At 52.3% G+C, this 23,221-nt stretch carries 17 protein-coding genes; 12 read left to right on the top strand and 5 right to left on the bottom strand.

Going from position 1 to position 23,221, the window contains the following annotated elements:
* Positions 1–4: 4 nt before the first annotated feature.
* From ACX93W_RS10755 to ACX93W_RS10725, 7 genes are all read left to right on the top strand, one after another.
* Positions 5–2,713: a glycoside hydrolase family 3 N-terminal domain-containing protein gene (locus tag ACX93W_RS10755; RefSeq protein WP_459392357.1), complete on the top strand. Its 2,709-nt coding sequence runs from the start codon at positions 5–7 to the stop codon at positions 2,711–2,713.
* A gap of 120 nt (positions 2,714–2,833) precedes the next feature.
* Positions 2,834–4,639 carry a sensor histidine kinase gene (locus tag ACX93W_RS10750; protein ID WP_459392356.1) on the top strand — a complete coding sequence of 602 codons (1,806 nt, stop codon included), beginning with the start codon at positions 2,834–2,836 and terminating at the stop codon, positions 4,637–4,639.
* Positions 4,632–5,738 carry a response regulator transcription factor gene (locus tag ACX93W_RS10745; protein ID WP_459392355.1) on the top strand — a complete coding sequence of 369 codons (1,107 nt, stop codon included), beginning with the start codon at positions 4,632–4,634 and terminating at the stop codon, positions 5,736–5,738. Before ACX93W_RS10750 ends, ACX93W_RS10745 begins: the two co-directional genes overlap by 8 nt.
* A gap of 112 nt (positions 5,739–5,850) precedes the next feature.
* Positions 5,851–7,164 carry an ABC transporter substrate-binding protein gene (locus ACX93W_RS10740; protein ID WP_459392354.1) on the top strand — a complete coding sequence of 438 codons (1,314 nt, stop codon included), beginning with the start codon at positions 5,851–5,853 and terminating at the stop codon, positions 7,162–7,164.
* 47 nt (positions 7,165–7,211) lie between these two features.
* Entirely contained in the window at positions 7,212–8,096 is an 885-nt protein-coding gene (locus ACX93W_RS10735; protein WP_459392353.1) for a carbohydrate ABC transporter permease, read from the top strand.
* A gap of 74 nt (positions 8,097–8,170) precedes the next feature.
* On the top strand, positions 8,171–8,968 hold the full coding sequence (locus tag ACX93W_RS10730) for a carbohydrate ABC transporter permease (RefSeq protein ID WP_459392381.1): 798 nt from the start codon (positions 8,171–8,173) through the stop codon (positions 8,966–8,968).
* A 50-nt stretch (positions 8,969–9,018) separates the two neighbouring features.
* Positions 9,019–10,812, top strand: coding sequence for a glycoside hydrolase family 5 protein (locus ACX93W_RS10725; RefSeq protein ID WP_459392352.1), 1,794 nt, complete (start codon positions 9,019–9,021; stop codon positions 10,810–10,812).
* A gap of 103 nt (positions 10,813–10,915) precedes the next feature.
* Here ACX93W_RS10725 and yhbH read toward each other — a convergent pair whose 3' ends face one another.
* Positions 10,916–12,076, bottom strand: coding sequence for a sporulation protein YhbH (gene yhbH, locus ACX93W_RS10720; protein WP_459392351.1), 1,161 nt, complete (start codon positions 12,074–12,076; stop codon positions 10,916–10,918).
* Between the two features lie 190 nt (positions 12,077–12,266).
* On the opposite strand from yhbH, the gene ACX93W_RS10715 reads away from it, so the two are divergent.
* Together ACX93W_RS10715 and ACX93W_RS10710 are read left to right on the top strand one after the other, a co-directional pair.
* Complete coding sequence (locus tag ACX93W_RS10715; RefSeq protein ID WP_459392350.1) at positions 12,267–13,439, top strand: exonuclease SbcCD subunit D; 1,173 nt, start codon at positions 12,267–12,269, stop codon at positions 13,437–13,439.
* The gene (locus tag ACX93W_RS10710; protein WP_459392349.1) at positions 13,436–16,561 is read left to right on the top strand and encodes an AAA family ATPase; all 3,126 of its coding nucleotides are present in this window, start codon (positions 13,436–13,438) and stop codon (positions 16,559–16,561) included. Before ACX93W_RS10715 ends, ACX93W_RS10710 begins: the two co-directional genes overlap by 4 nt.
* Positions 16,562–16,654: 93 nt before the next feature.
* On the opposite strand, the gene ACX93W_RS10705 is transcribed toward ACX93W_RS10710, so the two are convergent.
* Positions 16,655–17,152: a hypothetical protein gene (locus ACX93W_RS10705; RefSeq protein WP_459392348.1), complete on the bottom strand. Its 498-nt coding sequence runs from the start codon at positions 17,150–17,152 to the stop codon at positions 16,655–16,657.
* A 64-nt stretch (positions 17,153–17,216) separates the two neighbouring features.
* On the opposite strand from ACX93W_RS10705, the gene ACX93W_RS10700 reads away from it, so the two are divergent.
* Together ACX93W_RS10700 and ACX93W_RS10695 are read left to right on the top strand one after the other, a co-directional pair.
* Entirely contained in the window at positions 17,217–17,612 is a 396-nt protein-coding gene (locus ACX93W_RS10700; RefSeq protein ID WP_459392347.1) for a DUF423 domain-containing protein, read from the top strand.
* 140 nt (positions 17,613–17,752) lie between these two features.
* Positions 17,753–19,651 (top strand): putative bifunctional diguanylate cyclase/phosphodiesterase, encoded by a 1,899-nt coding sequence (locus tag ACX93W_RS10695; protein ID WP_459392346.1) that lies wholly within the window; start codon positions 17,753–17,755, stop codon positions 19,649–19,651.
* Between the two features lie 89 nt (positions 19,652–19,740).
* Here ACX93W_RS10695 and ACX93W_RS10690 read toward each other — a convergent pair whose 3' ends face one another.
* Positions 19,741–20,205, bottom strand: a complete 465-nt coding sequence (locus ACX93W_RS10690) for a hypothetical protein (protein WP_459392345.1) — start codon at positions 20,203–20,205, stop codon at positions 19,741–19,743.
* Positions 20,206–20,372: 167 nt separating this feature from the next.
* Between ACX93W_RS10690 and ACX93W_RS10685 the strand changes: the two genes are divergently transcribed.
* Positions 20,373–20,678, top strand: a complete 306-nt coding sequence (locus ACX93W_RS10685) for a YunC family protein (protein WP_459392380.1) — start codon at positions 20,373–20,375, stop codon at positions 20,676–20,678.
* Positions 20,679–20,781: 103 nt separating this feature from the next.
* On the opposite strand, the gene mtnA is transcribed toward ACX93W_RS10685, so the two are convergent.
* Complete coding sequence (mtnA, locus tag ACX93W_RS10680) at positions 20,782–21,837, bottom strand: S-methyl-5-thioribose-1-phosphate isomerase (RefSeq protein ID WP_459392344.1); 1,056 nt, start codon at positions 21,835–21,837, stop codon at positions 20,782–20,784.
* Positions 21,830–23,050, bottom strand: coding sequence for an S-methyl-5-thioribose kinase (mtnK, locus tag ACX93W_RS10675; protein ID WP_459392343.1), 1,221 nt, complete (start codon positions 23,048–23,050; stop codon positions 21,830–21,832). The genes mtnA and mtnK overlap by 8 nt, the downstream gene beginning before the upstream one ends.
* Positions 23,051–23,221: the final 171 nt, after the last annotated feature.

Below are 23,221 nucleotides of genomic sequence, written 5' to 3'. Positions count from 1 at the left end.
GCATATGGGCGGAATGATGACTATTCGAAAATGGATTTCTGGCGTGACGGCATTGTTTATGCTGACGGCAATAGCGATTTTTCCCGGCAAGGCGCTTGCGAACGATTACCAGAATCCCGCGTTAGGCGTAGAGCAACGTGTATCGGATTTGCTTGGCCGCATGACGCTGCAGGAAAAAATCGGGCAGATGCTCCAGGTAGAGCGGCTTGCCGCAAGCCCCAGTCAAGTAGGGAGCAATTTCATCGGCTCCGTATTAAGCGGGGGAGGCTCCAATCCTTCGCCCAATACTAAGGAAGCTTGGGCGTCCATGGTGAACGGGTATCAGGCTGCGGCAATGGGAACGCGTCTTGGCATCCCGATTTTGTACGGCGTGGATGCCGTTCATGGACATAACAACGTTTACGGAGCAACCATTTTTCCGCATAATGTCGGGTTAGGAGCGGCGAACGACGAGTCGCTTACGCGCAGGATCGGCGCAGCTACTGCGAAGGAGATCAGGGCGACCGGAATTCAGTGGGATTTTGCTCCTTGCCTGTGCGCGCCGCAGGATATTCGCTGGGGCCGAACCTATGAAGGCTACTCCGAAGATCCCACCATTGTTTCACGGCTGGGCACGGCATATGTGGAGGGATTGCAGGGATTGCCGGGCGATGCCGGGTTTTTGACAGGCACTAAAGCTATTGGCACCGTCAAGCATTGGTTAGGCGATGGCAACACAACGGCTGGAGACGACCAAGGAAATGTCACGTTGTCCGAAAGTCAGCTTGATCCGTTCATTCAGCCGTACAGGGAAGCTATACAAGCAGGCGCCCGTTCAGTCATGATTTCGCTAACGACATGGAACGGCGAAAAAATGCATGCCAGCTCCCATCTGATCACAAACATGCTGAAGCAGGGTTTAGATTTTGACGGCATTGTTGTTTCGGATTGGAATGGAGCTTATTCGCTGGTGAATCAGGGAGTATACCCGAATTACTCCGATGCGCTCAAGGCGACGGTTAACGCGGGAATTGACATGTTCATGGAACCGGACAGCTGGTCGCAGTTCATTCCAACATTGACCGCGCTCGTCAACAGCGGGCAAGTGAGCCAATCGCGTATTAACGATGCCGTTGCGCGCATTCTCAGGGTCAAGTTTCAGGCGGGATTGTTTGAAGCGCCGTATAGCGATCCCTCCCTTCTTACCGATGGTTCGTTTGGAGGAATACAGCATAGGGCGCTTGCGCGAGAGGCGGTTCGCAAATCTGCCGTTTTGCTCAAAAATGAAGGCAAGCTGCTTCCGCTTTCCAAAAACGCCAAAATTTTTGTAGCGGGATCAAAAGCCAGCGATATCGGCACGCAGTCCGGAGGCTGGACAATCAGCTGGCAAGGCTCATCCGGCGCCATCACGCCTGGAACAACGATTTTGCAAGGGATACAGGCTGCTGCGGCCAATCCCGCAAACGTGACTTATTCCGCTAGCGGCTCAGGCGCTGCCGGACATGATGCGGCTATCGTTGTTATAGGGGAAACCCCGTCAGCGGAAATGATGGGAGACGTCGGGCCCGGCCAGCCGCGTCCTAATCTGGACTTAAGCGCTGCCGATCAGGCGGTGCTGGCAAATGTTGCGGCAAGCGGAGTGCCAATGACGGTTGTTCTTCTATCCGGCCGTCCCATGACGGTAAGCGGCATGCTTCCGGATTGGGAGTCGTTTGTGGCGGCTTGGCTGCCAGGCACGGAAGGAGCGGGGATAGCGGATGTGCTGTTCGGCGATTATGATTTTACGGGGAAACTGCCCTTTACCTGGCCCCGCGACATGGCGCAAATCCCGCTGACCTACAGGGATAGCGGATATACGCCTTTGTTTCCGATCGGCTACGGGCTTAACGCGACATCAGCCGGGTTGCGTGAACTGCCAGGCATGATCGAAGCAGAAAATCACAACGCTGCGTTTGGTGTCCAGTCGGAGGCGTCGACCGATGCCGGAGGCGGTCTGAATGTTGGATTTATCGATACCGGCGATTGGATGGATTATCGGGTGTTTGCTCCCTCCGCCGGCACATACAAGCTTAGAGTGCGCGTAGCCAGCGGCATTAGCGGCGGAGCGCCAAATGGCATCGGCGTCAGCTCCGGCGGATCGTCGCTGGCTACACTGAGCGTCCCCGGCACAGGGGGCTGGCAGTCATGGACAACCGTGCAAGGTACGGTTACATTGGCAGCCGGCGCACAAACTCTGCGACTCTCCGCGCTTGGCGGAGGGTGGAACGCCAATTGGCTGGAGCTGATTCCGGTGGCAGCTGCTTCGGGCAATCTGCTCCTCAATCCGGGTTTCGAGACGGGAAATACATCGGGCTGGAGCGAATGGAACGATGGCTTGCTGGCGCAAAGCGTCGATACCGATCAGCCCTATGATGGAACGCGCAAGCTGACGCACTGGGCATCCTCCCCTTATCGCCAGTTGACCCGGCAAACCGTGAATCTTCCAAACGGGCTCTATCGGCTCAGCGTCAAAGCAAGAACAGGGGGCGGTCAAAACGCTCTGCATCTGTACGCAAAAACAGCTGGCGTAGAGAAGCGTGCGGCCATATCAAGCGCAGCATCGGAATATTGGAAAACATACACCATCGACCGGATTCAAGTGACGGACGGCATGCTGGAAATCGGCGTATGGTCGGATGCCAAAGCCGGCAACTGGTCGGCGTTCGACCGGTTTGAGCTTATTCCAACCAGCTAAAGCCAGCTCGCAGGAGAACTCTTCCATCTAGTCGAATTAGGGTATATAAGTTCAATTTTGTTGAACTTATATACCCGCCAACATTAGAACGGCCCGGAAAGCCGGGAGCAGGAGGAACCTATGCCGCTGAAATCAATCAGCATCCGCTTCCGGCTGATGGTGCTTATGATTGCGTTAACGACGCTGCCGGTCATTACGGTGACCTGGCAGGCAACGAATAATACGAGAAGTTCGGTGGAGACGGAAATGATTGGCGCCAACAAGTCCCGAATGATGTGGGCAAGCCAATATGTGGACGAGCTGACTCAGCAGATCGATACGCTGTTTTATGCGCTGCATATCCGGACGGATTTGATCGGCGAGCTGGCGAGGGTAGATGAACTGGAGACGGAGGAACGTTACCGGCTGCAAAACACGTTGTTTGCGGCTATGAACACAGCTTATTATTCGTTCTCCCGAAAAATCGACAATCTGACGTTGTATATCCATGCCACGGAAAGGGCGTATTCCGTCAATTACGCCAATAGTGGAATGACCCACTCGCTTGATATTGCGGAGGGACCGTGGAGCCGCATACTAAGGCAGCCGATCGGTTTGTATTTCAAAGCATCCGGAGGAACGTTAAGCGCGTACCATTCCATGAACGAATTTCAAGGGCAGGAGTTGATCGGCGGCATAGCCGTACGTATCGACGATAAAGTATGGGGGCAAGCTGCCGCCTTATTGCAATCGGAGCCAGAAAGCTCGATCTTCCTCATCAGCGATGAGGGAGAGCTGCTTCCGGGCTCTTCGCCGTTGCCGGAGGATGATGGCTTGATCGCGGTTTTGGAAGACATGAAGCCGGATTCGCCTGATGTCAGATTTGTGCGAACCGATAACTATTATGCCTTTGCGAAGCAGGTTGGCGACGGCCAGCTGCACATCGTCAAAGCCATACCGGCCGCAACAATCGATGCCATTGCCAGCAAAACGATGATGACTGGCATATGGACGGGGGGGCTGTTTGCGGTTATTTCGATTATTTTGTCCGTCGTTGTGTCGTTTCGCATTAGCCGACCGATCGTAAGTCTTGCCAAAACGATGAGAAAAGCGCATATTCACGATTTTGAGATGAAGGCGGTTCAGAGCAAGGATGAGATCGGGCTGCTGGAAGTGGGTTACAATTTCATGATGGTCCGAATGAAGGCGTTGATCGAAAATCAATACCAGCGTGAAATCGATTTGAAAAACGCGCAATTGATCGCTTTGCAGGCGCAGATCAATCCCCACTTTCTTAACAATACGCTTCATATGATCGGCGGCATGGCATTGGTAAAAGGCGCCCCGGAAATATACCGCGTCACGCATGTTATCGGAGATCTGCTCCGTTATTCCATCAGTTCGGAGCAAGAACAGACGGTTCAGTTGAGCGACGAGATGAAACATACGTCCAACTACCTGTACATTCAGGAGCAACGTTTTGCGGGACGGTGCACCGTCAAGCTGTTTGCGGAAGATCGGGCAGGAGAGGTGAACATGCCGAAGTTTACGCTGCAGCCTATTGTAGAAAATGCTTTCGAGCATGGACTGCAGGCAAAGGAAGGGGAATGGAGGCTGGAAATCAGGGCAACAGTGATCGGCGAGCGCCTTATTTTGATCGTAAAAGACGGCGGTGTCGGCATGGAGCGGGAGAGATTGGCTCAATTGCGCAGAGAGCTTGCTTCGACAGGCCGGGCAACGAGTTCCTCAGCCCCTTCCGATGAATTTGGCAGAAGGCGAGGCATTGGATTATCCAATGTTCACGGGCGGCTCTCGATTGCTTATGGAAAGCGGTACGGCATCCGATTGTTTAGCGCAAAAGGCGAAGGGACGCTGGTTGTTCTTGTGCTGCCGGCAGCCGGCCCGACGATCGACGACAGGAAAAACAAGGGGGATTTCCATGTATAGCGTGTTTATTATTGACGATGAACCGTGGTCGAGGGAAGTAGTCAAAGCGCTGGTCGATTGGGAGAGCCTTGGCTTTGTGCTGTCGGGAGAAGCGGAGGATGGCACCGCCGGCTTGAGGGAACTTGGCGTGCGGCGCCCCGACATCGTGGTGACGGATATGAGAATGCCAGGCATTGACGGCGTAGATCTGCTGCAAGCCATGCATAAGCGTCATCCCGCGATGAAAATCATCGTAATGAGCGGTTACGGCGACATTCTCTACCTAAAAGGCGCGATCCGTTCCAGAGCGGTGGAGTATCTGCTTAAACCCATCAACGGCGAAGAATTAAATGCGGCGCTTGGCAGATGCAGGGAAGAGCTGGACACGATGAACAGCCTGAACAACAGGATCAATCAGGACAAGCAGGTTCTTCCCAGATCGCCGATATTTTCAAGCGGAGAAGCTATGGCTCGTTACTCCGGCTTCCGCGATCGGATATACGCCAGTTTGCTTGCCTTGGACAGGAATCGGGTCGAGGCTTCCTTCGGTGCTCTTGCAAGGGCTCTTGGAGATAAGGATTTTAGTGTGAAAGAGGACGAAGGCCTGCCCCGGATTGCCAGCGATTTGCTGCTGCTGTTGGAGCAATTCCTTTCCGAGCAGGAAACGACGCTGGAACAACTGCTGCAGGGGAAATCCGACAAGGCAGTTAATTTAAAAAGCGGGGACGGAGCCGGAGATGTGGTTACGGCCATGGGCGAATTATACCGCCGGGCGATTGACGGGCTGCTGACGTTGCGTCTATCGCGAAGCCGGCTTGAGCTGGAGGATGTAGTGGGGTATATTGATGCCCATTTTCATGAAGCCATCTCGCTGGAAACGGTAGCGGGACAATTCCTCGTCAGCCGGGAGCATCTCAGCCGTTTATTTAAAGCCAGAACGGGCGAAAATTTGTCGGATTACATTCTGCGCAAGCGGATGGAGAAAGCCCGTTTTCTCATTGCGGAGGAGCGGCTGCCGATTAAGCATGCCGCGCAATTAGCCGGATATGAGGATATCGCGTATTTTTACAGGGTATTTAAAAAACACTTTGGCGTCACGCCGGGAGAATTGCGCAAATAAGGGCGGTTGAAGGATCAATATTGTACAATGCAAAACATTAAAATCCTCAAAAGAAAGCGCTTTATTCCTTCGGTATACTGAAGCTGCAACTAACTCTTAGGGGGAATTCACAATGAAGAGAGCACTTCACCTGCTGCTGGCTCTGACGATGATTATGTCTGTGCTGGCCGCTTGCAGCTCGGGAAGCAACAAAAACGGAGCGTCGAGCAGCGCCTCTCCGTCATCCGCCAGCGGTGGAGAGGTGACTGCCACGGAGCCGCCAAAAAAAGTCGAACTGAAGGTGTTTATGAGCTTTCCGAGGTTTAAGGATCAATTCGAGCGTTACTTCGCGCAGTTCAAGGAAAAACAGCTGGCGGAGAAAAATATCGACGTTACGATCCAACTGGAGATGCCGAATGCGGACCAGGCAAAACAAATCCTGCAATCCCGGCTGTCGTCGGGCGACGCGCCCGATCTCTATACCCTGCATGCCAATGACATTCCGACCTACTACGACGCGGGATATGTCGCTGATTTGACCGGACAGCCGTTTGTTGCCAAGCTTTACGAAGCGGTGACGGAGACTGTCAAATATGACGGGAAGGTAGCGGCGCTTCCGCTCGAAAGTCTGTCGTGGGGGTATTTGTACAACAAAACGATTTTTAAAGAGCAAGGCTTGACGCCTCCGCAAACGCTGGACGAAATGAAAGCCGTAACGGAAAAGCTGCAAGCCGCAGGCGTAAAACCGTTCCTGCTCGCTTTTCAGGAATCGTGGATTCCGCAATTGATGATGGCGCTGTCCCTTGGAGGCACCGTATCGTCGTCCCATCCCGACTGGATTCAGAGAATGAATGAAGGCAGCGCTTCCTATGCCGATGTGAGGTCGGTATTCGATATTATCGACATTATTATGGAGAATGGCACCGACAAACCGTTTGAGACGGGCAATGAAGCGGGGTCCGCGGAATTTGCCAACGGCAAGGCGGCTATGTGGGTACAGGGTCCTTGGAATGCGGAGACGATTCTAAAAGTGAATCCGGAGATGGACTTTGGCGTTGCGCCTCTGCCCGTCAGCAGCAATCCGGAGCATGCAATGATTAATCTTGCGACCTCCACTTCGCTGGCTTTGTCTCCAACAAGCAAAAATAAGGATGTAGCGCTCGATCTGCTCAATTACATCCTGGACGACAAGGATTCCTCTGCTTTGTTTGAGGAATTGAAATTTAATCCTATTGCAACCGTTCATCAATATGAAGTATTTCCTTGGGTGAACGAAGCGAGCTCCTACGTCTCCCAGGGCAAGGCCTACCTTGATCTCAAGCTTCCGAACGGCGTAACGGACGAAACGGCAAAGCTTCTCCAAAGCTACTACATCAAAGACGTAACCCAGGACGATATCATCGCAGCGTTGGATAAAGTATGGCAAACCGCCGTCAAGAGCAATTGATTATGACGCGGGAGAACGATCTCCGGCCAACCGGGAGTGAACAATAAATGCCGACAACTAGAAAGTGGAAGCCGTCTGCCATGCTGCTGCTGTTTGTTTTTCCCGCTCTTGCGTTTTATTGTGCCTTTACGCTTGCCCCCGCTATAGGGGGCATCTGGTACAGCCTGACGGACTGGAATGGACTGAACCCGACCTATCGCATGGTGGGGTTATCCAACTACGTCGAAGCGATGGGCGATCGTTTTTTTCTGAAGTCGCTTTGGTTTACGCTGAAATTCGTTGTTTTTATGCTGGTTCTGCAAAATCTGCTGGCCATTCTGCTGGCTGTTTTTATCGAGGCGATGGGGCGCAGCAAGGTGTGGTTCCGAACGATTTTTTTTATGCCCAATATGCTCAGCCTGATTATCGGCGGTTTTATGTGGATGTTTATTTTTACCCGGGTTTTTCCTTATGGGGCAGAAAAGCTGGGATGGTCCCTGCTGGACCAGTCGTGGATCGGCGACCCCCGCTATTCTTTCTTTTCCATTCTTGCTTTGTCGTTATGGGGAGGCGTCGGTTATTTGATGGTCATCTATATCGCGGCTCTGCAAGGCGTGCCAAAAACGCTGAAGGAAGCGGCCGCGATAGATGGAGCGGGGGCGTTCAGCCTGTTCCGGAACGTTACGCTGCCTATGATCTATCCGGCGCTTACAATCGGCGTTTTCCTGACGCTGAATGGCTCGTTTAAGGTGTTTGACGCGGTTTATTCACTAACGGGCGGAGGACCGGGGCGGTCAACGCAAGTTATCGCAATCAACATCTTTGAGGAAGCGTTTAGCTTCTCCAATCGTTATGGGTACGCCAGTTCCAAAGCAATGATCCTGTTTGGCATCGTTATGGTGATTTCCATCATTCAGCTTGCGGTTATGAAGCGCCGGGAGGTGAGGGCGTGATTGTGCAAAAACCTCTGGATTCGCATATTATTGGCATCCGGCAAACAGTGCTTCGGAAAATTGGCGCAGCCGGGATGTTCCTGTTCCTGGTTGCCGCGGCAGCCGTTACGCTGTTCCCCATCTATATGGCGCTGCTGAACTCCGTCAAAACGCAAGGCGATATGCTAACCAATATTTTGGCGCTTCCTTCCTCTCTGGAATGGGGCAATTATGCAGATGCTTTTCATAAAACGGATTATATGCGAAGCCTGTGGAATACAATTGTTGTTGCTGCCACTGGCCTTGCAGGCATCATCCTTTTTTCGTCCATGGCCGGCTACAAGCTGTCGCGGACGCCGGGTAAGCTTAGCGCATTTCTGTTTGGCCTGTTCGTTATGTCCACGCTAATTCCGTTTCATTCCATTATGATTACGCTGGTCAGGATCAGCAGCGGCTTGAAGCTGCAGGGGACCGCCGTTGGACTTGGCTTGCTCTATATAGGCCTTGGCGTGGCCGTAGCGATTTTCCTGTATCACGGCTTCGTCAAGTCGGTGCCGAAGGAGCTCGACGAAGCTGCGGTCATTGACGGGTGTGGCGAATTCAGACTTTATTTTGCCGTCATTTTGCCGCTTTTGCTGCCGATTACGGCGACAATCGCTATCTTGAATACTCTTTGGATGTGGAATGATTTTTTGCTGCCGCTGCTGGTTTTGACCGATTTCAAAAGCTACACCTTGCTCTTGTCGACCAACATGCTGTTTGGCGAATACAACAACGATTGGTCGGCGATTCTGGCATCGCTGGTGCTGGCCATGCTTCCGGTCATCCTCCTTTATTTGCTCCTGCAGAAATATATTCTGCACGGCATTTCGGAGGGCGCAATCAAATCTTAAACGCAAGGAAGGCGCATGAAAGCTTGCATTTCAGGGAGGATTAGGGATTCATGAATGTGGAAAGAAACAAGGAAGTCTATGGCTTCCTCCGGGCGGACGGCCGCAGGCTGGTCAACGGAAGGGGGGAGCCGGTTGTGCTGCGGGGCGTCGGCTTTGGCAGCTGGCTTTTGCCCGAAGGTTATATGTGGCGCTTCCCGCAGGAGGGCGATCGGCCGCGGCGGATTGAGGTCATGGTACAGCATCTTATTGGCGCGGAGAAGGCGAAAACCTTTTGGGATACCTACTATAACAACTATATTGCCGAAGAGGACATCGCCACAATAGCGGAGGAAGGCTTCAACTCGGTACGCATTCCGATTAATGCGAGGTTTCTGACAGGTGAAGGGCCGGAAGGCCGGGACGCAGATAAGGGTAGGCTTGCCTTTGATGAAGAGCGATTGGCGCTGATCGACCGTTCCATTGCTTGGTGCAAGACGTATCGCTTGTATGTCATTCTGGATTTGCATGGAGCGCCCGGAGGACAAACAGGGACGAATATCGATGATTCTCCGTTTGACCGCCCGGAGCTGTTTAGCGACAAAAGCCGTTCCGAAGAGGCCGTAGAGATTTGGAGGATGTTAGCCGAACGTTATAAGGACGAATGGATCGTTGCAGGGTATGATTTGCTGAACGAGCCGCTGCCGGAATGGTTTTCGGAATACAACGACCGCGTTCTGCCGCTGTACAAGGAAATGATAGCGGCGATCCGCGAGGTGGACAAGGAGCATATGATTATTTTGGAAGGCGTCCATTGGTCGACGGATTGGTCGATTTTTGAGGAGGCGTTTGGCGGCAGTGAGCCTATTGACGGCAATGTGCTGCTGCAATTCCATAAATATTGGAACAATCCCGATACGGAAAGCATAGCGAACTATTTGGCATACCGGGATAAGTGGAATGTGCCGATTTTTATGGGCGAAGGCGGCGAAAATAACAAGGACTGGTACGCAGGGGCGTTTTGCTTGTTCGAGGATCACGAGATTTCGTGGAATTTCTGGACGTGGAAAAAAATCGATACGACAAACTCGCCCTGCTCCATAAACAAACCGGAGCAATGGGATCGTCTGACCGCATTTTTGCAGGGCGGAGAGCAGCCGGAAGTTGAGACGGCGGAAGCCATCTTAAATGAATACCTTCATAATATGAAGCTCGCAAATTGCGAATACAACTCCAACGTTGTCAGGTCGCTCCTAAGACAAGCGCCTCTTCGAATCCCTGCCGTATTTTACGGATATAAGGGAGAAGGCGTCAGCTATGGGTTTGGCGGTGGACAGTTTGAGCACGACGAGACGGTTCGTGGGCAGCTTAGCGCTGAAAAACTTGGGCAAGCGCAGCATGACCCTGAGCAGCTTGCTGCCGAACTTCCAGCGGCAAGTCATTTGCCGAACCCTCCTGCCGCTATCGGCTTTAGGGAAGGAGACCGTTCCATCATTGCTTTTAAGGAAAGCAGACGGGAGACGGCAACCTTTGCGCATGGCGGGGGAGAGGAGTGGAGGGCCGATGAATGGCTTTGCCTGAGGCTTCTGGAAGGCGATTGGTATTCCTATTCATTCTATGAAGATATTGCGCAACGGCAGATGGCGGAAGTCACCGTCTTTTTGGAAGGGAAGGGATGGGATCAAGGAGGAAGCTTGTCGCTGGAATTGGATAACCAACAGATAGGGGTGTTAGCTGCGGAACCCGGCGAATGGCGGACATACGGACCGTTTTCCCTGGGGATACCGGCTCCGGGCCGGCATGAGCTCACGCTTAGATGCACTCAAGGCTCATTAAACGCGAGCTGGCTGGTATTGGATCGGGGTTAATTATGGGGTTGGCATTTATGAAAAGGAGCCTTTGCAGCCATTTTGGAAAGCGGCTTAATGGCTCCTTTCGCATGAGCGGGTAAAGCTTGTTTTTATCCCGATGTCAGACCAGCGCCGGTTTTTTGGAGAAGAAGGTGGTTAGAGCCCTATACACTTCATTTTTTTCTTTAATAATGGAGTACATAAATTTTTTGTCCTGAATATGCTTGTAGGCCGACATTAAAGTGCTGCTCCGGTTATATTGGTTGACTTCGCCGTAGCCAAACATATTGCAGCGCTCCAGCAGCTGGGAGATCAGCTTTACGCAGCGTTCGTTGTCCGAGGTCAAATTGTCGCCATCCGAAAAATGAAACGGGTAAATATTCCAGCTTGCGATGGGGTAACGGCTATCGATAATATCCAATGCTTTGACATAAGCGGATGAACAAATCGTGCCGCCGCTTTCGCCGCGCGTAAAAAACTCTTCCTCCGTCACTTCCTTGGCTTCGGTATGATGGGCGATAAACACGATCTCCACCTTTTCGTATTGCTGCCTCAGGAAACGCGTCATCCAGAAAAAGAAGCTGCGGGCGCAATATTTTTCAAAGGAGCCCATAGAGCCGGAAGTATCCATCATTGCGAGAATAACCGCATTGGACTGCGGCTTGATGACTTCCTCCCATGTTTTGTAGCGCAGATCGTCCGGGCTGATGCCATGTATGCCGGGTTTTCCCGAAGTTGCGTTCCGCCGCAAATTTTCAATGATGGTCCGCTTTTTGTCGATATTGGACATGATCCCTTTTTTGCGGATATCGGTAAACCGGATTTCCTTCGTTTCAAGCTGATCCTTGTCCTTATTTTTGAGGAAGGGGAGCTCCAATTCCTGAAAAAGCATCTGCTCCAGCTCGGCCAGCGAAATTTCGGCTTCGATAACGTCTTCTCCGGGCTGATCGCCAGCCCCTTCGCCTTTTCCGCCTTTTTTGGCAGCTTTGGGATCAACGCCGAGCACGTCGCCAACCTGGCTGTCCCCGTCGCCTTGGCCAATATGCTTGCTTTTATTGTAATTGTAGACAAAACGGTATTCGTCCAGGCTGCGGATCGGCACCTTAATGGTTTGTTTGCCATCCGACATAACGATGCTTTCCTCGGAAACCAGATCGGGCAGGTTTTGCTTAATCGCCTCCCTTACCTTCTCCTGGTGGCGAGCCTGGTCTTGATAACCTTTGCGGTGCAACGACCAATCTTCTTTTGACACAATAAACAAGCGGTTGTCTTCTGTGCTCATTACCGGCCACCCCCTGCTTCAATGGTTGCTGTTAACTAATATATTCAAGCCCCGCCCTGTTATGTGAAGGAAATGAGCCTGCAATCGTCATACAAGAGGCATATTTCTCCTTGCTCGCGGTATGGCGAGCTTTTGAGCTTCAATGATAGAATGGAAGAATAGCAGTTTGCAGGAGGGGAAGTGTGTTTTTGTGAAGCTGTTTCATACGGCGGATTGGCATTTGGGCAAGCTGGTTCACGGCGTATATATGACGGAGGATCAGCGCTACGTGCTGGAGCAATTTATAGATGCAGTGCGTGAAGAAAAGCCTGATGCGGTTATTTTGGCTGGCGATATCTATGATCGGGGCGTTCCTCCCGTGGAGGCCGTGGAGCTGCTGGATTGGGCGCTGGCGCAAATCGTGCTGGAGCTTGGCACGCCGGTGCTGGCGATTAGCGGCAACCACGACAGCCCCGACCGGATTGCCTTTGGCTCGCGGTTTATGGAGAGCCGGGGGCTTCATTTGGCCGGAGGATATACGGGGGAGATAAAGCCGGTTGTTTTGCGGGATGAATATGGAGAAGTGTTTGTCCATCTGGCCCCTTACGCCGATCCCGGACAGGTGCGGCACGCGCTTGGCGATGACGGCATACGTACTCATCAGGATGCCATGGCTGCAATCACGGCAAAAATTAATGAAAACCGGGACCCTTCCGCACGGCATGTGCTGGTGGGACATGCTTTTGTAACCCCGGCTGGCGAATCGATGCCCAACACCAGTGATTCAGAAAGGCCGCTTTCCATTGGAGGAGCCGAACATGTCAGCGCGGCATTATTCAGCAGCTTTCATTATACGGCGCTGGGTCACCTGCATGGAGCCCACTATGTACTGAACGAAAACATCCGCTATAGCGGTTCGCCTCTCAAATATTCCATCTCCGAAGAAAACCACGAAAAAGGCTACTTAATTGTGGAAATGGATGGGAGCGGGGTATCAAGCGTCCAAAAGAGACCGCTCCTGCCAAGAAGAAATATGCGGCGGGTGGAGGCGTCGATCGAGGAGCTGGAACGCCATCCGGTCAATGACGATTACGTGTTCGTCACGCTGCTGAACGATGCTCCGGTGCTGTTTCCGATGGAAAAAGTCAGAGCCGTTTATCCCAATGCATTGCATGTTGACCGGCGTATGGCCCAAGGCGCGAATCAGGAAGGGCAAAGCAGCGTTTCAGAAGCAAATGCCGCCAAACGAAGCCAAAGCGAACCTGTCGATTTGTTCGCTGGTTTTTATCAGGAAGTAAAGGGCGTGCCGTTGACGGAGGAGCGAAAGGAATTGTTTTCCAACATGCTGGATAGCTTGCTGAAGGAAGAGGGGGCTGGCGCATGAAGCCGTTAAAGCTGGCCATGACGGCCTTTGGTCCCTACCGGAATGAGGAAATTATTGATTTTACAAAGCTTGGCGAGCATCGGCTGTTTGTGATTGCAGGAAATACAGGCGCTGGAAAAACAACGATTTTTGACGCTATCTGTTTTGCCTTGTTTGGCTATGCCAGCGGCGAGGATCGCATGGATCCCCGAATGCTGCGCAGCCAATTTGCCGATGAAGACACACATACAGCGGTAGAGATGACGTTTGCTTCAGGAGGAAGGACGTATCGGGTCCTTCGGCAAATGAAGCATCGCAAGGGAGCCAACAAAAGCGAAACGGGCGAAAAGACTGAGCTGTACGAGCTAAGGGATGACGAAGAAATCCCGGCTGTCGATCGTTTTATTACGACTGAGGTTAATGCCAGGCTGCTTGCCATCGTCGGGCTGACCAAAGAACAATTCAGCCAGATCGTGATGCTGCCGCAAGGCGAATTCCGCAAGCTGCTGACGTCCGATACCGATAATAAAGAGGACATTTTGCGTCGTATTTTCCGAACGGAGCTGTTTCAGCGTCTGCAAGGGAAATTCCAGCAGCGGAATCGGGAACTGCAGGACAGGCTGAAGGAGCAGCGAGCTGGCGCGGCCGCCGTTATGCGGCAGGCGGCAGAAGCGCTGCCGCTGCGGGAAGAGAGTCTCCTGCAGGCGACTTTCGGCCAAGAATCATACAACAGCATTCAAGTAGGCGAGGCGTTGGCGCTGGAGGCGGAGCATTACAGGCTGCTGCAAGAAAAGGCTGAGCTGGACAAGCAAGAAGCGGGCGCGGCTTTGGAGAAGCTTCAACAGAAGCTTCAGGATATGACGCTGCTGAACGGACGGCATGACGAGCTGGATCTCAAGCGCCGGCAGCTTCACGAGCACAGCGGACAAAGCGACCGTATGTCGCTCCAGGAGCAAGCATTGAAGCTGGCCGTCACCGCAGAGAGGCTCCGGCCGCATGAAGAAGCTGCTCTGCGGAGTGGGAAAACACGGCGGGAGCAGGAGTTGATGCTGGAGCAGCGGGTGAAGGAGCTGGAGGAAGCCGAAGTGCGCCGCAGCTTGGCGGCCGCACGGCTGCAAGAGGAGGCCGCGAAGGAAGAGCAGCGGCATGGCGCTGAACGGGAGCTGAATGCCAGTATGGAGCTGCTGCCGATTGTTCAAAGCTTGTCGGCCAGGGAAAAAGCAATTGCCGGGCTTGACCGGCGCTGCAAAGAAGCGCTGGCCGCCGCAAGGTCGACCGAGACCTCGCTGCTGGAAGGGCGCGCGAGGCGCAACGAGCTTCTGCAGCAAATCACGGCTAGCGAAAAAGCAATGAAGGAGCTTAATTCGGCGCTGCAGGAGCTGGCTTCCATCGAGGCCTCCGGGAAAGCCGTGAAACGTCTGCTCGGCGTTTCGGAGGAACTGCGGCAGTGTATCTCCATGGAAAGCCAGTACAAGCAGGCGCTTGCCTCCGCCCGCAGGGCGCACGAGGCTTTGGAGCAAGCCTGGATTGAAGGGCAAGCGGGATTGCTCGCTTCTCATCTGCATGACGGCCAAGCTTGTCCTGTGTGCGGCAGTCTGGAGCATCCCGGCAAGGCTTCGAACCATGAGGAAATGCCAAGCAAAGAGCAGGTTCAGGAAGCAAAGGAACGGCTGGCGCATGTGGAAAGAGAGCTTATGGCCGTTCAAGCCCAAGCTGCGGCGGCAACGTCCGCACAAGCGCTTGACGACGAGGAATGGGATCAGCTGCTGCCCGGCCTTGGCAAATTGCCGTTAGCGGAAGACGCCACGGAAGAAAAACTGCAAAAAAGGCAAGCGGAGCTTAGAGAAGCATGGAAGATCCAGAAGGAGACCGCCGGAGGTTTGCAGTTAGCAGCGGATGCCCTGGACGGACTCAGGCTGCAGCAAGGAGAGCTGGAGAGCAGACTTGCCATGCTGGAAGCGGAGCTTGAGGCTTCAAGAGGTCGGGGACGCGAGCTTGAGCTGCAGCATGCGGCGGAGAAGGCGCTGCTTGAGCGCGAGCTTGAGCGCATTCCGGAGCCGCTTCGGAGTCCTGAGGCGCTGAACGAAGTCATTGCGAGCGGCCAGCGGCGTTTGAAGGAGCTGCAAAAGGCCTGGCAGAACGCGCAGGAGGAAGCAGCTGCGGCTGAAGCAAGGCTGGCGGAATGCAGGGCCTATGCCAACGGTGCGCACGAACGGTACGATGAAGCTCTTCGCGTAGAGGAGGAAAGCGGCGAACGGTTGAAGCGGGAACTGGCGCAAGCCGGTTTCGGGACGGTTCAGGACTACCGGAATGCATTGCTGGAGGAAGGTCAAAGAGAGCGGATGCGCAGCGAACTGGAGCAATATCGCACTAGCGTGGCGGCGTTGAATGCGTCGATCGCCCAGCTTGAGGAATGGCTCGCGGGTACTTCCCGGTTTCCGACGGAGGAGCTGCAAGCCGGGATTGCCGTACAAAAAGAAGCCCATGAAGGGGCGATCCGCGCGGAGGGCGAAGCCCGGCGCTTTAATCACGAGGCCTCCCGTCTAAAGGAAGCGGTTGGGGCAACGGCGGCTTCGGTGGCCCGCCTTGAGAAGGAACTGGAAGACGTGTTGGATCTCTACAGCATGCTAAAGGGCGAAAACAGCCTCAAGCTGTCTTTTGAGCGATATATCCTAATTGAATATCTGGAGCAAATCGTAAGCATGGCCAATGTGCGTCTTGCGGAGCTTTCAAACGGGCAATTCCAACTGCAGCGCAGCGACAGGCTGGAATCCAGAGGCAAGCAAAGCGGCTTGGGTCTGGATGTATACGACGCTTATACTGGACAGCAGCGAGACGTCAAAACGTTGTCGGGCGGTGAAAAGTTTAACGCATCGCTTTGTCTGGCGCTAGGCATGACCGACGTTATTCAATCCGTGCAAGGCGGCATTTCTATCGAGATGATGCTGATTGACGAAGGTTTCGGCTCGTTGGACGAAGAATCTCTGCAGAAGGCTGTAGCGGCGCTTGTCGATTTGCAAAAAAGAGGACGGATGATAGGCGTTATCTCGCATGTGGGGGAACTGAAGGAGGCTTTTCCGGCATGTCTGGAGGTTCACAAAACGAAAGAGGGATATAGTAAAACAAGATTGGTGCTGAAGTAGGGATACCTCAACCAAACTTGTGCTTGCTTGCACAAAAAAGCACCCTTTCCTGAAGGACAGGAAAGGGTGCGCCGATGCAATTAAGCAATAAACCTAAGTGGCGGCAGCGGCGCCAGCTATACCTACGATGAAAAGTCCGATGGCTCCCACAAAGATAAGGCCGTTAAGAACAAGGCCGATAATGCCGAAGACTTTGCGTTTGTTTTTGGCAAATACGGCGATCAGGCCAAAAATGCCTCCAAGGAAGGCCAAGCCGACAGCACCCACAATAAGGAACAAGGCGCCTACCATGCTATAAATGGCTCCGCTGACTTCTTCGTTTTCCAAAATTTTATTGCCTAGCTCGGTTTGATCTTCATACTGCTCCGTCAATGAAAACATTTCGTTAAGCAGATCCTCGTTATTTGTAAATTCGGACACGGAAGAACCTGCCATGATCGAACCGACGATGACCAGCAAGACGGCAATAATAGCGATAACAAACGATGTGATGCCTAAGCCGGAATGTTTAAGCGGCTGGTCGTAGCCAACCGGCTGAATCGGGCTAAAGCCTGGGTTGTTGGACGGGAATTGATTTTCATTATTTTCCATTACTCAAACTCCTTTTATTTGTATTTAAAGAATTATACACAAAAACGGAAGGATTGAAAATAATATGTTTCCCAAATTTTTTGTAATCGGAGCGATTAATGCAGCTTTTGCCATTGCGCTGGGAGCTTTCGGAGCCCATGCGCTGGAGGGCCATTTTACCCCGGACCGTTTGGACACGTTTGAAACTGGCATCCGTTATCATATGTACGGAGCGCTTGGCCTTATGCTGGTATCGCTGCTGGACAGGTTTGCGGGAGGAAGCCGGTTGATCGGCATAGGCGGTAAGCTTCTTTTGGCGGGAATGCTGATTTTTAGCGTAAGCCTGTACGTGCTGGTTTTAGCGGATTTCCCTATGCTTGGCGCGGTTACTCCAATCGGGGGAGTCGCAATGCTGGCGGGCTGGGGCTTTGTCATTGCGGGTGCGCTAAAGCTTAAGGGAGAGTCAGGGCAGCAGAAATGAATCCGGCGCTTCGACGGCATTCGCCCCTCGAAAAAGGCCGTATGCTGTCGTTCAAGCAAATATTTCTATGACAAATTATTGATTTCGTTTATAATAAAGCTGACAATGAGTTGACTCGACGCGAGGAAGGAAGTTTGTGTGTGGCTAAAGACATAAACAAAACGCCTGAAGCACGGCTCCGACAACGGAAAATGACGGTTCTGAATGAGCCGTGGACAATGATAGCGGGTATAACCGCGTTAGCTTTATTGTGGCTGCTTATTACCTTTATGGTGATTCATGATGCCATGTACCGGTGGACGTCGTTTACGGTGGCGGCATTGCTGCTTGCCACAGCCTTACTGCTTTATTTGCGCCGAAATCCGCTCGGGGGCGTCCAGAAGTATCACGGAGCAATCGCTGACGCCTTACTCGTATCCGATGCGGTCCCTCTGACTGTGCTGGATGCATCCGGCCATGTCGTGGAAGTTAATGAAGCATCCAGCCTGATGCTGGGTTACCAGCGCTTTGAGCTAATCGGCGAACCTTTGATGACGCTTATCGATCCCGGAAGCCGCCAGGTGCTGAAGCAGGCGCTTGATGAAGCTGCGGAAGGTTCAATCACAAGAAACAATATTCATATTAATCATCGCTCCGGCTTTCCGCTGGAGCTGCAGGTTATATGTTCTCCCATGCAACGAGACGGCATTATTATCGGATCATTGCTCATCTGCCAGGATTTGAGCGACCGCAAACGCAATGTGGAGCGGATTCGTTACATGGCTTATTACGACGATATGACGGGGCTGCCTAACCGCACCTTGTTCCAGATCAAGCTGTCGGAAAGTCTGGCCAGCGCCGATGAAGAAGGGCGTCTGGTGGGCATATGCTATCTGGATCTGGACGGCTTTAAGCTGGTCAATGCGTCGTTCGGGCGCGAATTTGGCGATATGCTGCTGCTTCAAGTGGCGGAGAGGGCAAATCGCGGTTTGTCGGAACAAGATCTGGTTGCCAGAATGGAAGGCGATGAATTCGCTTTTCTGTTCCATTCCATCTCTTCCGAAGAAGAGCTGATGGACAACGCAAACCAATTGCTGAAAGCAATCGAGGAGCCATACGAGCTGAAGGGGTTTCCCGTCCATGTCACGGCCAGTATGGGTTTGGTGACGAGCTCTCAGGCGCTAGACGACGGCTACACGATGTTCAAAAAAGCCGATATCGCGTTGGTCAAAGCAAAGGAAAACGGGAAAAGCGACTGCAAGCTGTACTCCGAAAGCTGGGAAAATTCTTCCTTCGAGCGTTTAAAGCTGCAGCATGAATTGTATCAGGCCATTCAGCGCAAGGAATTTGTGCTTCATTATCAGCCTCAATATGATCTTGCCGGAGGCGGCATTGTCGGCGTCGAAGCGCTTGTCAGGTGGAATCACCCCGCACGCGGCCTTTTGTCTCCAGGAGCATTTATTCCTCTTGCAGAGGAAAGCGGCATGATCGTTCAGATCGGCGATTGGGTGTTGATGGAGGCATGCCGTCAGAACAAGGAATGGCAGGATGAAGGTCTTCCTCCTATGCCTGTTGCGGTTAATCTTTCCATCCGGCAGTTCATGCAGCATGATTTGGCGGAGCGAATTGCGGAAGTGCTGAAGCAAACGGGTCTGGAGCCGCGATATCTGGATTTGGAAATTACTGAATCCATGACAATCGATGTTGGGCATATTACTCGCTGCCTGCTTGCGATAACGGAGCTTGGCGTAGGCATAAGCGTTGACGATTTTGGAACGGGCTATAGCTCCTTCCACTATTTGAAGAACTTCCCGATTGACCGTCTCAAAATAGACCGTTCTTTTGTCCGGGATATTCAACAAGACCCGGATGATGCCGAAATTGTGGCGGCTATTATCGCTATGGCCCACAACTTGAACATTCAAGTCATTGCTGAAGGCGTGGAAACGGAAGAGCAAATGGAGTTTTTGCGCAGGCATCAATGCGATGAAATGCAAGGATACTTCCGCAGCCCGCCCGTATCCCATGACCGGATCGAACATATGCTAAAGGCAGGCTAATTCATAATAAGCTAATGATTAATGGCTTGCTCCTCGCGATAATGAATCATTCATTATCGCGAGGAGCAAGCTTTTTTGCTGATTGCGCCCTAATCCAGAAGATCTTCGATTTCGGTCATTCTGAATGTATAGACTTGTTTTTCATCTACATGGTAAACGGTAATCAGCTGTTCTTTTTCGTCGATGTTAATAATCCGGCAAGGGATATTCAGCTTAATTCCCAGCCCCTTGTTCACAATTAGCCGGATAAGGGCATTGCTTTTCATAATTGTATGCAAGCCGTCGAATCCAGGCAGTTCCTGTTGTGGTGCAGGCGGTGCTTTTGGCGGGGTGGGGAGCGTTACGGGAATTTCAGAACGTTGGCTATTTTCAGCCAGCATGTTTTCAATCTTTTGGCCAAGCTGAATGCCAGAAGCAATACGGTAATCTTTAAAACCGCCTTGATTCAACGCCTTGAGCAATTGCTCAAGTGCTTTGGCGTGGTGGACATCTTCCACCAGAATGTCTACATTAAACAGGTAATTGGCTGGTGTACCTTGTTGCTGCTTGATCATAGTGAATGCTCCCACTGTTTATTTAATTCAACATTTACTAATATACCATTAATATCGAAGGGTACATAGACCTATATATTGCCAAAGTCCACACTGGGATATGATGGATGCATATACTGTTTTTGCGGTTGATTTGGTCATTTTATAGGTCCTGGGAGGTGGTTCGTCTGATAAAAGTGGTTCCTTTTACACTGGAGAGCGGCGCTACTGTATTGGGGGTTGAAGTAAAGCTTCCCAAAACGACACTGCTATCCATTTCAACGGATCGGGGTTATATTATGTGCGGCGCATTGGATGTTGCTTTGCTGAACGATAAGCTTAAAAGCCGAGAAATTATTGCAGGGCGCGCAGTTGGCGTGCGAACGCTGGAAGAGCTGATGGCAGCTCCTCTGGAATCCGTGACGCACAAAGCCGAAGCATTGGGCATTACAGCGGGGATGATTGGGGCAGACGCGCTGCAGCTTATGCTCTGAGCCATAATAATGAGAATTCAAAAAGTTCGGTTCTCGGACTTTTGGAACAACTACTTCAGCCGCTACGAGGGAAAAGCAGCGGCTGCAAGATTTGAGTATGAAATTATTCAGCAAAAAGCTTGGCCAGGTTTTCCTTGAACGGGGCCGTTACGATCCCTTTTTCGGTAATAATGGCCGTTACATATTCATTAGGCGTTACATCAAATGCGGGATTAAAAACTTTGACGCCCTCCGGAGCGGTGCGCTTGCCAAAACCGTTAGTAATTTCCTCCGCGTTGCGCTCCTCGATTGGAATTTCAGCGCCTGTCGGCGTATTGAGATCAATGGTTGAAAGAGGGCACGCAACATAAAAAGGAATGCCATGCGCTTTAGCCAAAACTGCTACGCTGTACGTTCCGATTTTGTTGGCGACATCGCCATTGGCTGCAACCCGGTCCGTGCCTACAATAACGGCGTCGATCCAGCCTTTGGACATGACCATGCCAGCCATATTGTCGCATATCAAGGTGACGTCAATGCCAGCTTGATGAAGCTCAAATGCTGTCAAGCGCGCTCCCTGGAGAACGGGGCGAGTTTCGTCCGCAAATACGCGGATGGACATGCCTTGTTCTTGGGCCAAATAAAACGGGGCCAGCGCCGTGCCATATTTGGCGGTTGCCAGGCCGCCCGCGTTACAATGCGTCAATACGCCCATATCATCCTTAAAAAGCGACAATGCATGTTCGCCGATAAGCCGGTTGGTCGTTTCGTCTTCGCTCTGAATCGCGATTGCATCCTGAAGCAGCCCTTCTTTGCAGGCTTCCAAATCCAATGACTTCCCGGCAAGCCGAAGCGCGGTGGCCTTCATCCGGTCAAGCGCCCAAAACAGATTAACCGCCGTTGGCCTGGAGGTAGCAAGGTGCGCGGAGTCGCGATTGATAGCTTCCTGCCATTCCTCCAGGCTTGCCGCTGATCGGCTGCCCAGAACGACGCCGTAAGCGGCTGCGATTCCGATTGCCGGCGCTCCTCTTACCTTCAAATGAAAAATCGCTTCCCACACGTCTTGAACGGTCGTTAGCGGCAAATATACAATTTCCTCCGGCAGAAGCCGCTGGTCCAGCAAATCCAGCTTTTCGCCTTTCCAAATAAGGGATTGCAGCCCGTTATAGAGCTCAGTCATTATGAACATCCTCTCTTGTTGCTACACTATCAAGCAAATCCTGAATAGATTCCGCTTTGCGGTTGCGGCGGATTAATTCTGTGCCGATGGAAAGCGCCAGTCTTTGCGCTGTTTCACGGCCTGCGGCATCCGGAATACGGTCTATATCCGCGACATGGGACAAACCGACGATGCGGCGAACCATTTTGGCTCCGGCATACCCGATCGAATCTTGAAGCAGACGTTTCATGTAGTTTTCTTTGTAGCCCGGAGCGGCCGAGGCCAGGCGGTCAACGCCATGTTCATTCCACAGCGCCAGGAATTTGGATGCAAAGGCAGTCCAGGTTTTTTCGATCGTGTCCAGCAAATAAGCCCGGAAAGCCGAACGTTCCTCATTGTTTTGACTCCAGTGGACTTGTCCGGCATAGTTCAATAGCAGGTTGGCGAACACAGCTCCCACATCAAATCCGATTGGCCCGTAGAAGGCGAATTCGGGGTCGATGACTTTCGTAGATTCAGGAGTGGCAAAAATGCTGCCGGTGTGCAAATCGCCATGAAGCAGCGCTTGTGCCTGGGTCAGAAACTTTTCGCGCAGCAAGGCTACTTCCAATTGAAGATCTCCGTCTTTTCGCAAAGCGGCTGCGGCATCTTCCAGATGGCTGTCGTAGCTATTGTTTGGAGAATCGGTATATGGATCGTCAAAAATAAGATCTTCCGTTATTTTGCACAGTTCCGGATTTATAAAGGTTTTGACGAGCTGCTTCTTATCCTGCTGATTCATGCCCAGATCGGAAGTGAAAAACAGCGTTTTCGCCATAAAAGTGGAAATGTGGTCGCTGAACAGCGGGTAACGAATGCCATCCATCAGGCCTTTGCGCATAATTTGGTGGCTGCTGAGATCCTCCATGGCTGTCAGCGCAAGCTCGGCGTCATAATGGTATACGACAGGCACAAGTCCCGGTGCAAGCTTGCCTTCCAAAATTAGCTTTTCGCTTTCGATGCGAGCGCGGTCGAGGGTGAGAGGCCAAGATTCACCAACAACTTTGGCATAGGGCAGAGCTTGCTTCAGAATAACACTGGCGCCGCTTGAGGCGTCGGTAATATGAAAGACCAGGTTTAGGTTGCCGTCACCGATTTCCCGGCAGGACAGCTCGGCGTTTTCCGGAAAAAGCTGCTTGATTTCCCGGGCAATTTGTATCGCTTGTTGTTCGTCTAAGGGACGATAGGCGGTCATGCCTGTACACCTCCGGATAAGTATCGTATCATTGCGAAAATGCAAAATCATTCCCAATAGGGGTGTCTTTAAACTCCGAAGGGAGCAGATTATTCCGAATTTTCGTTTCATGCAAGGCGCTTTTTCTCAGACTTACCGGGGTAAGTCAAGGAAAAGTAACGCAGCAGGGGG

The organism is Paenibacillus sp. CAU 1782 (assembly GCF_054551715.1).
Note: the sequence above shows the minus strand (reverse complement) of the source record. Positions and strands in the feature narration are given on the sequence as shown.

Excerpts from the sequence above, each read along its gene's own strand:
- ACX93W_RS10735 (WP_459392353.1), top strand. The coding sequence starts at position 7,212 with ATGCCGACAACTAGAAAGTGGAAGCCGTCTGCCATGCTGCTGCTGTTT.
- ACX93W_RS10710 (WP_459392349.1), top strand. The coding sequence starts at position 13,436 with ATGAAGCCGTTAAAGCTGGCCATGACGGCCTTTGGTCCCTACCGGAAT.
- ACX93W_RS10725 (WP_459392352.1), top strand. The coding sequence starts at position 9,019 with ATGAATGTGGAAAGAAACAAGGAAGTCTATGGCTTCCTCCGGGCGGAC.
- mtnK (WP_459392343.1), bottom strand. The coding sequence starts at position 23,050 with ATGACCGCCTATCGTCCCTTAGACGAACAACAAGCGATACAAATTGCC.
- ACX93W_RS10690 (WP_459392345.1), bottom strand. The coding sequence starts at position 20,205 with ATGATCAAGCAGCAACAAGGTACACCAGCCAATTACCTGTTTAATGTA.
- ACX93W_RS10750 (WP_459392356.1), top strand. The coding sequence starts at position 2,834 with ATGCCGCTGAAATCAATCAGCATCCGCTTCCGGCTGATGGTGCTTATG.
- ACX93W_RS10705 (WP_459392348.1), bottom strand. The coding sequence starts at position 17,152 with ATGGAAAATAATGAAAATCAATTCCCGTCCAACAACCCAGGCTTTAGC.
- ACX93W_RS10740 (WP_459392354.1), top strand. The coding sequence starts at position 5,851 with ATGAAGAGAGCACTTCACCTGCTGCTGGCTCTGACGATGATTATGTCT.
- ACX93W_RS10730 (WP_459392381.1), top strand. The coding sequence starts at position 8,171 with ATGTTCCTGTTCCTGGTTGCCGCGGCAGCCGTTACGCTGTTCCCCATC.
- yhbH (WP_459392351.1), bottom strand. The coding sequence starts at position 12,076 with ATGAGCACAGAAGACAACCGCTTGTTTATTGTGTCAAAAGAAGATTGG.
- ACX93W_RS10755 (WP_459392357.1), top strand. The coding sequence starts at position 5 with ATGGGCGGAATGATGACTATTCGAAAATGGATTTCTGGCGTGACGGCA.
- ACX93W_RS10745 (WP_459392355.1), top strand. The coding sequence starts at position 4,632 with ATGTATAGCGTGTTTATTATTGACGATGAACCGTGGTCGAGGGAAGTA.
- mtnA (WP_459392344.1), bottom strand. The coding sequence starts at position 21,837 with ATGACTGAGCTCTATAACGGGCTGCAATCCCTTATTTGGAAAGGCGAA.
- ACX93W_RS10700 (WP_459392347.1), top strand. The coding sequence starts at position 17,217 with ATGTTTCCCAAATTTTTTGTAATCGGAGCGATTAATGCAGCTTTTGCC.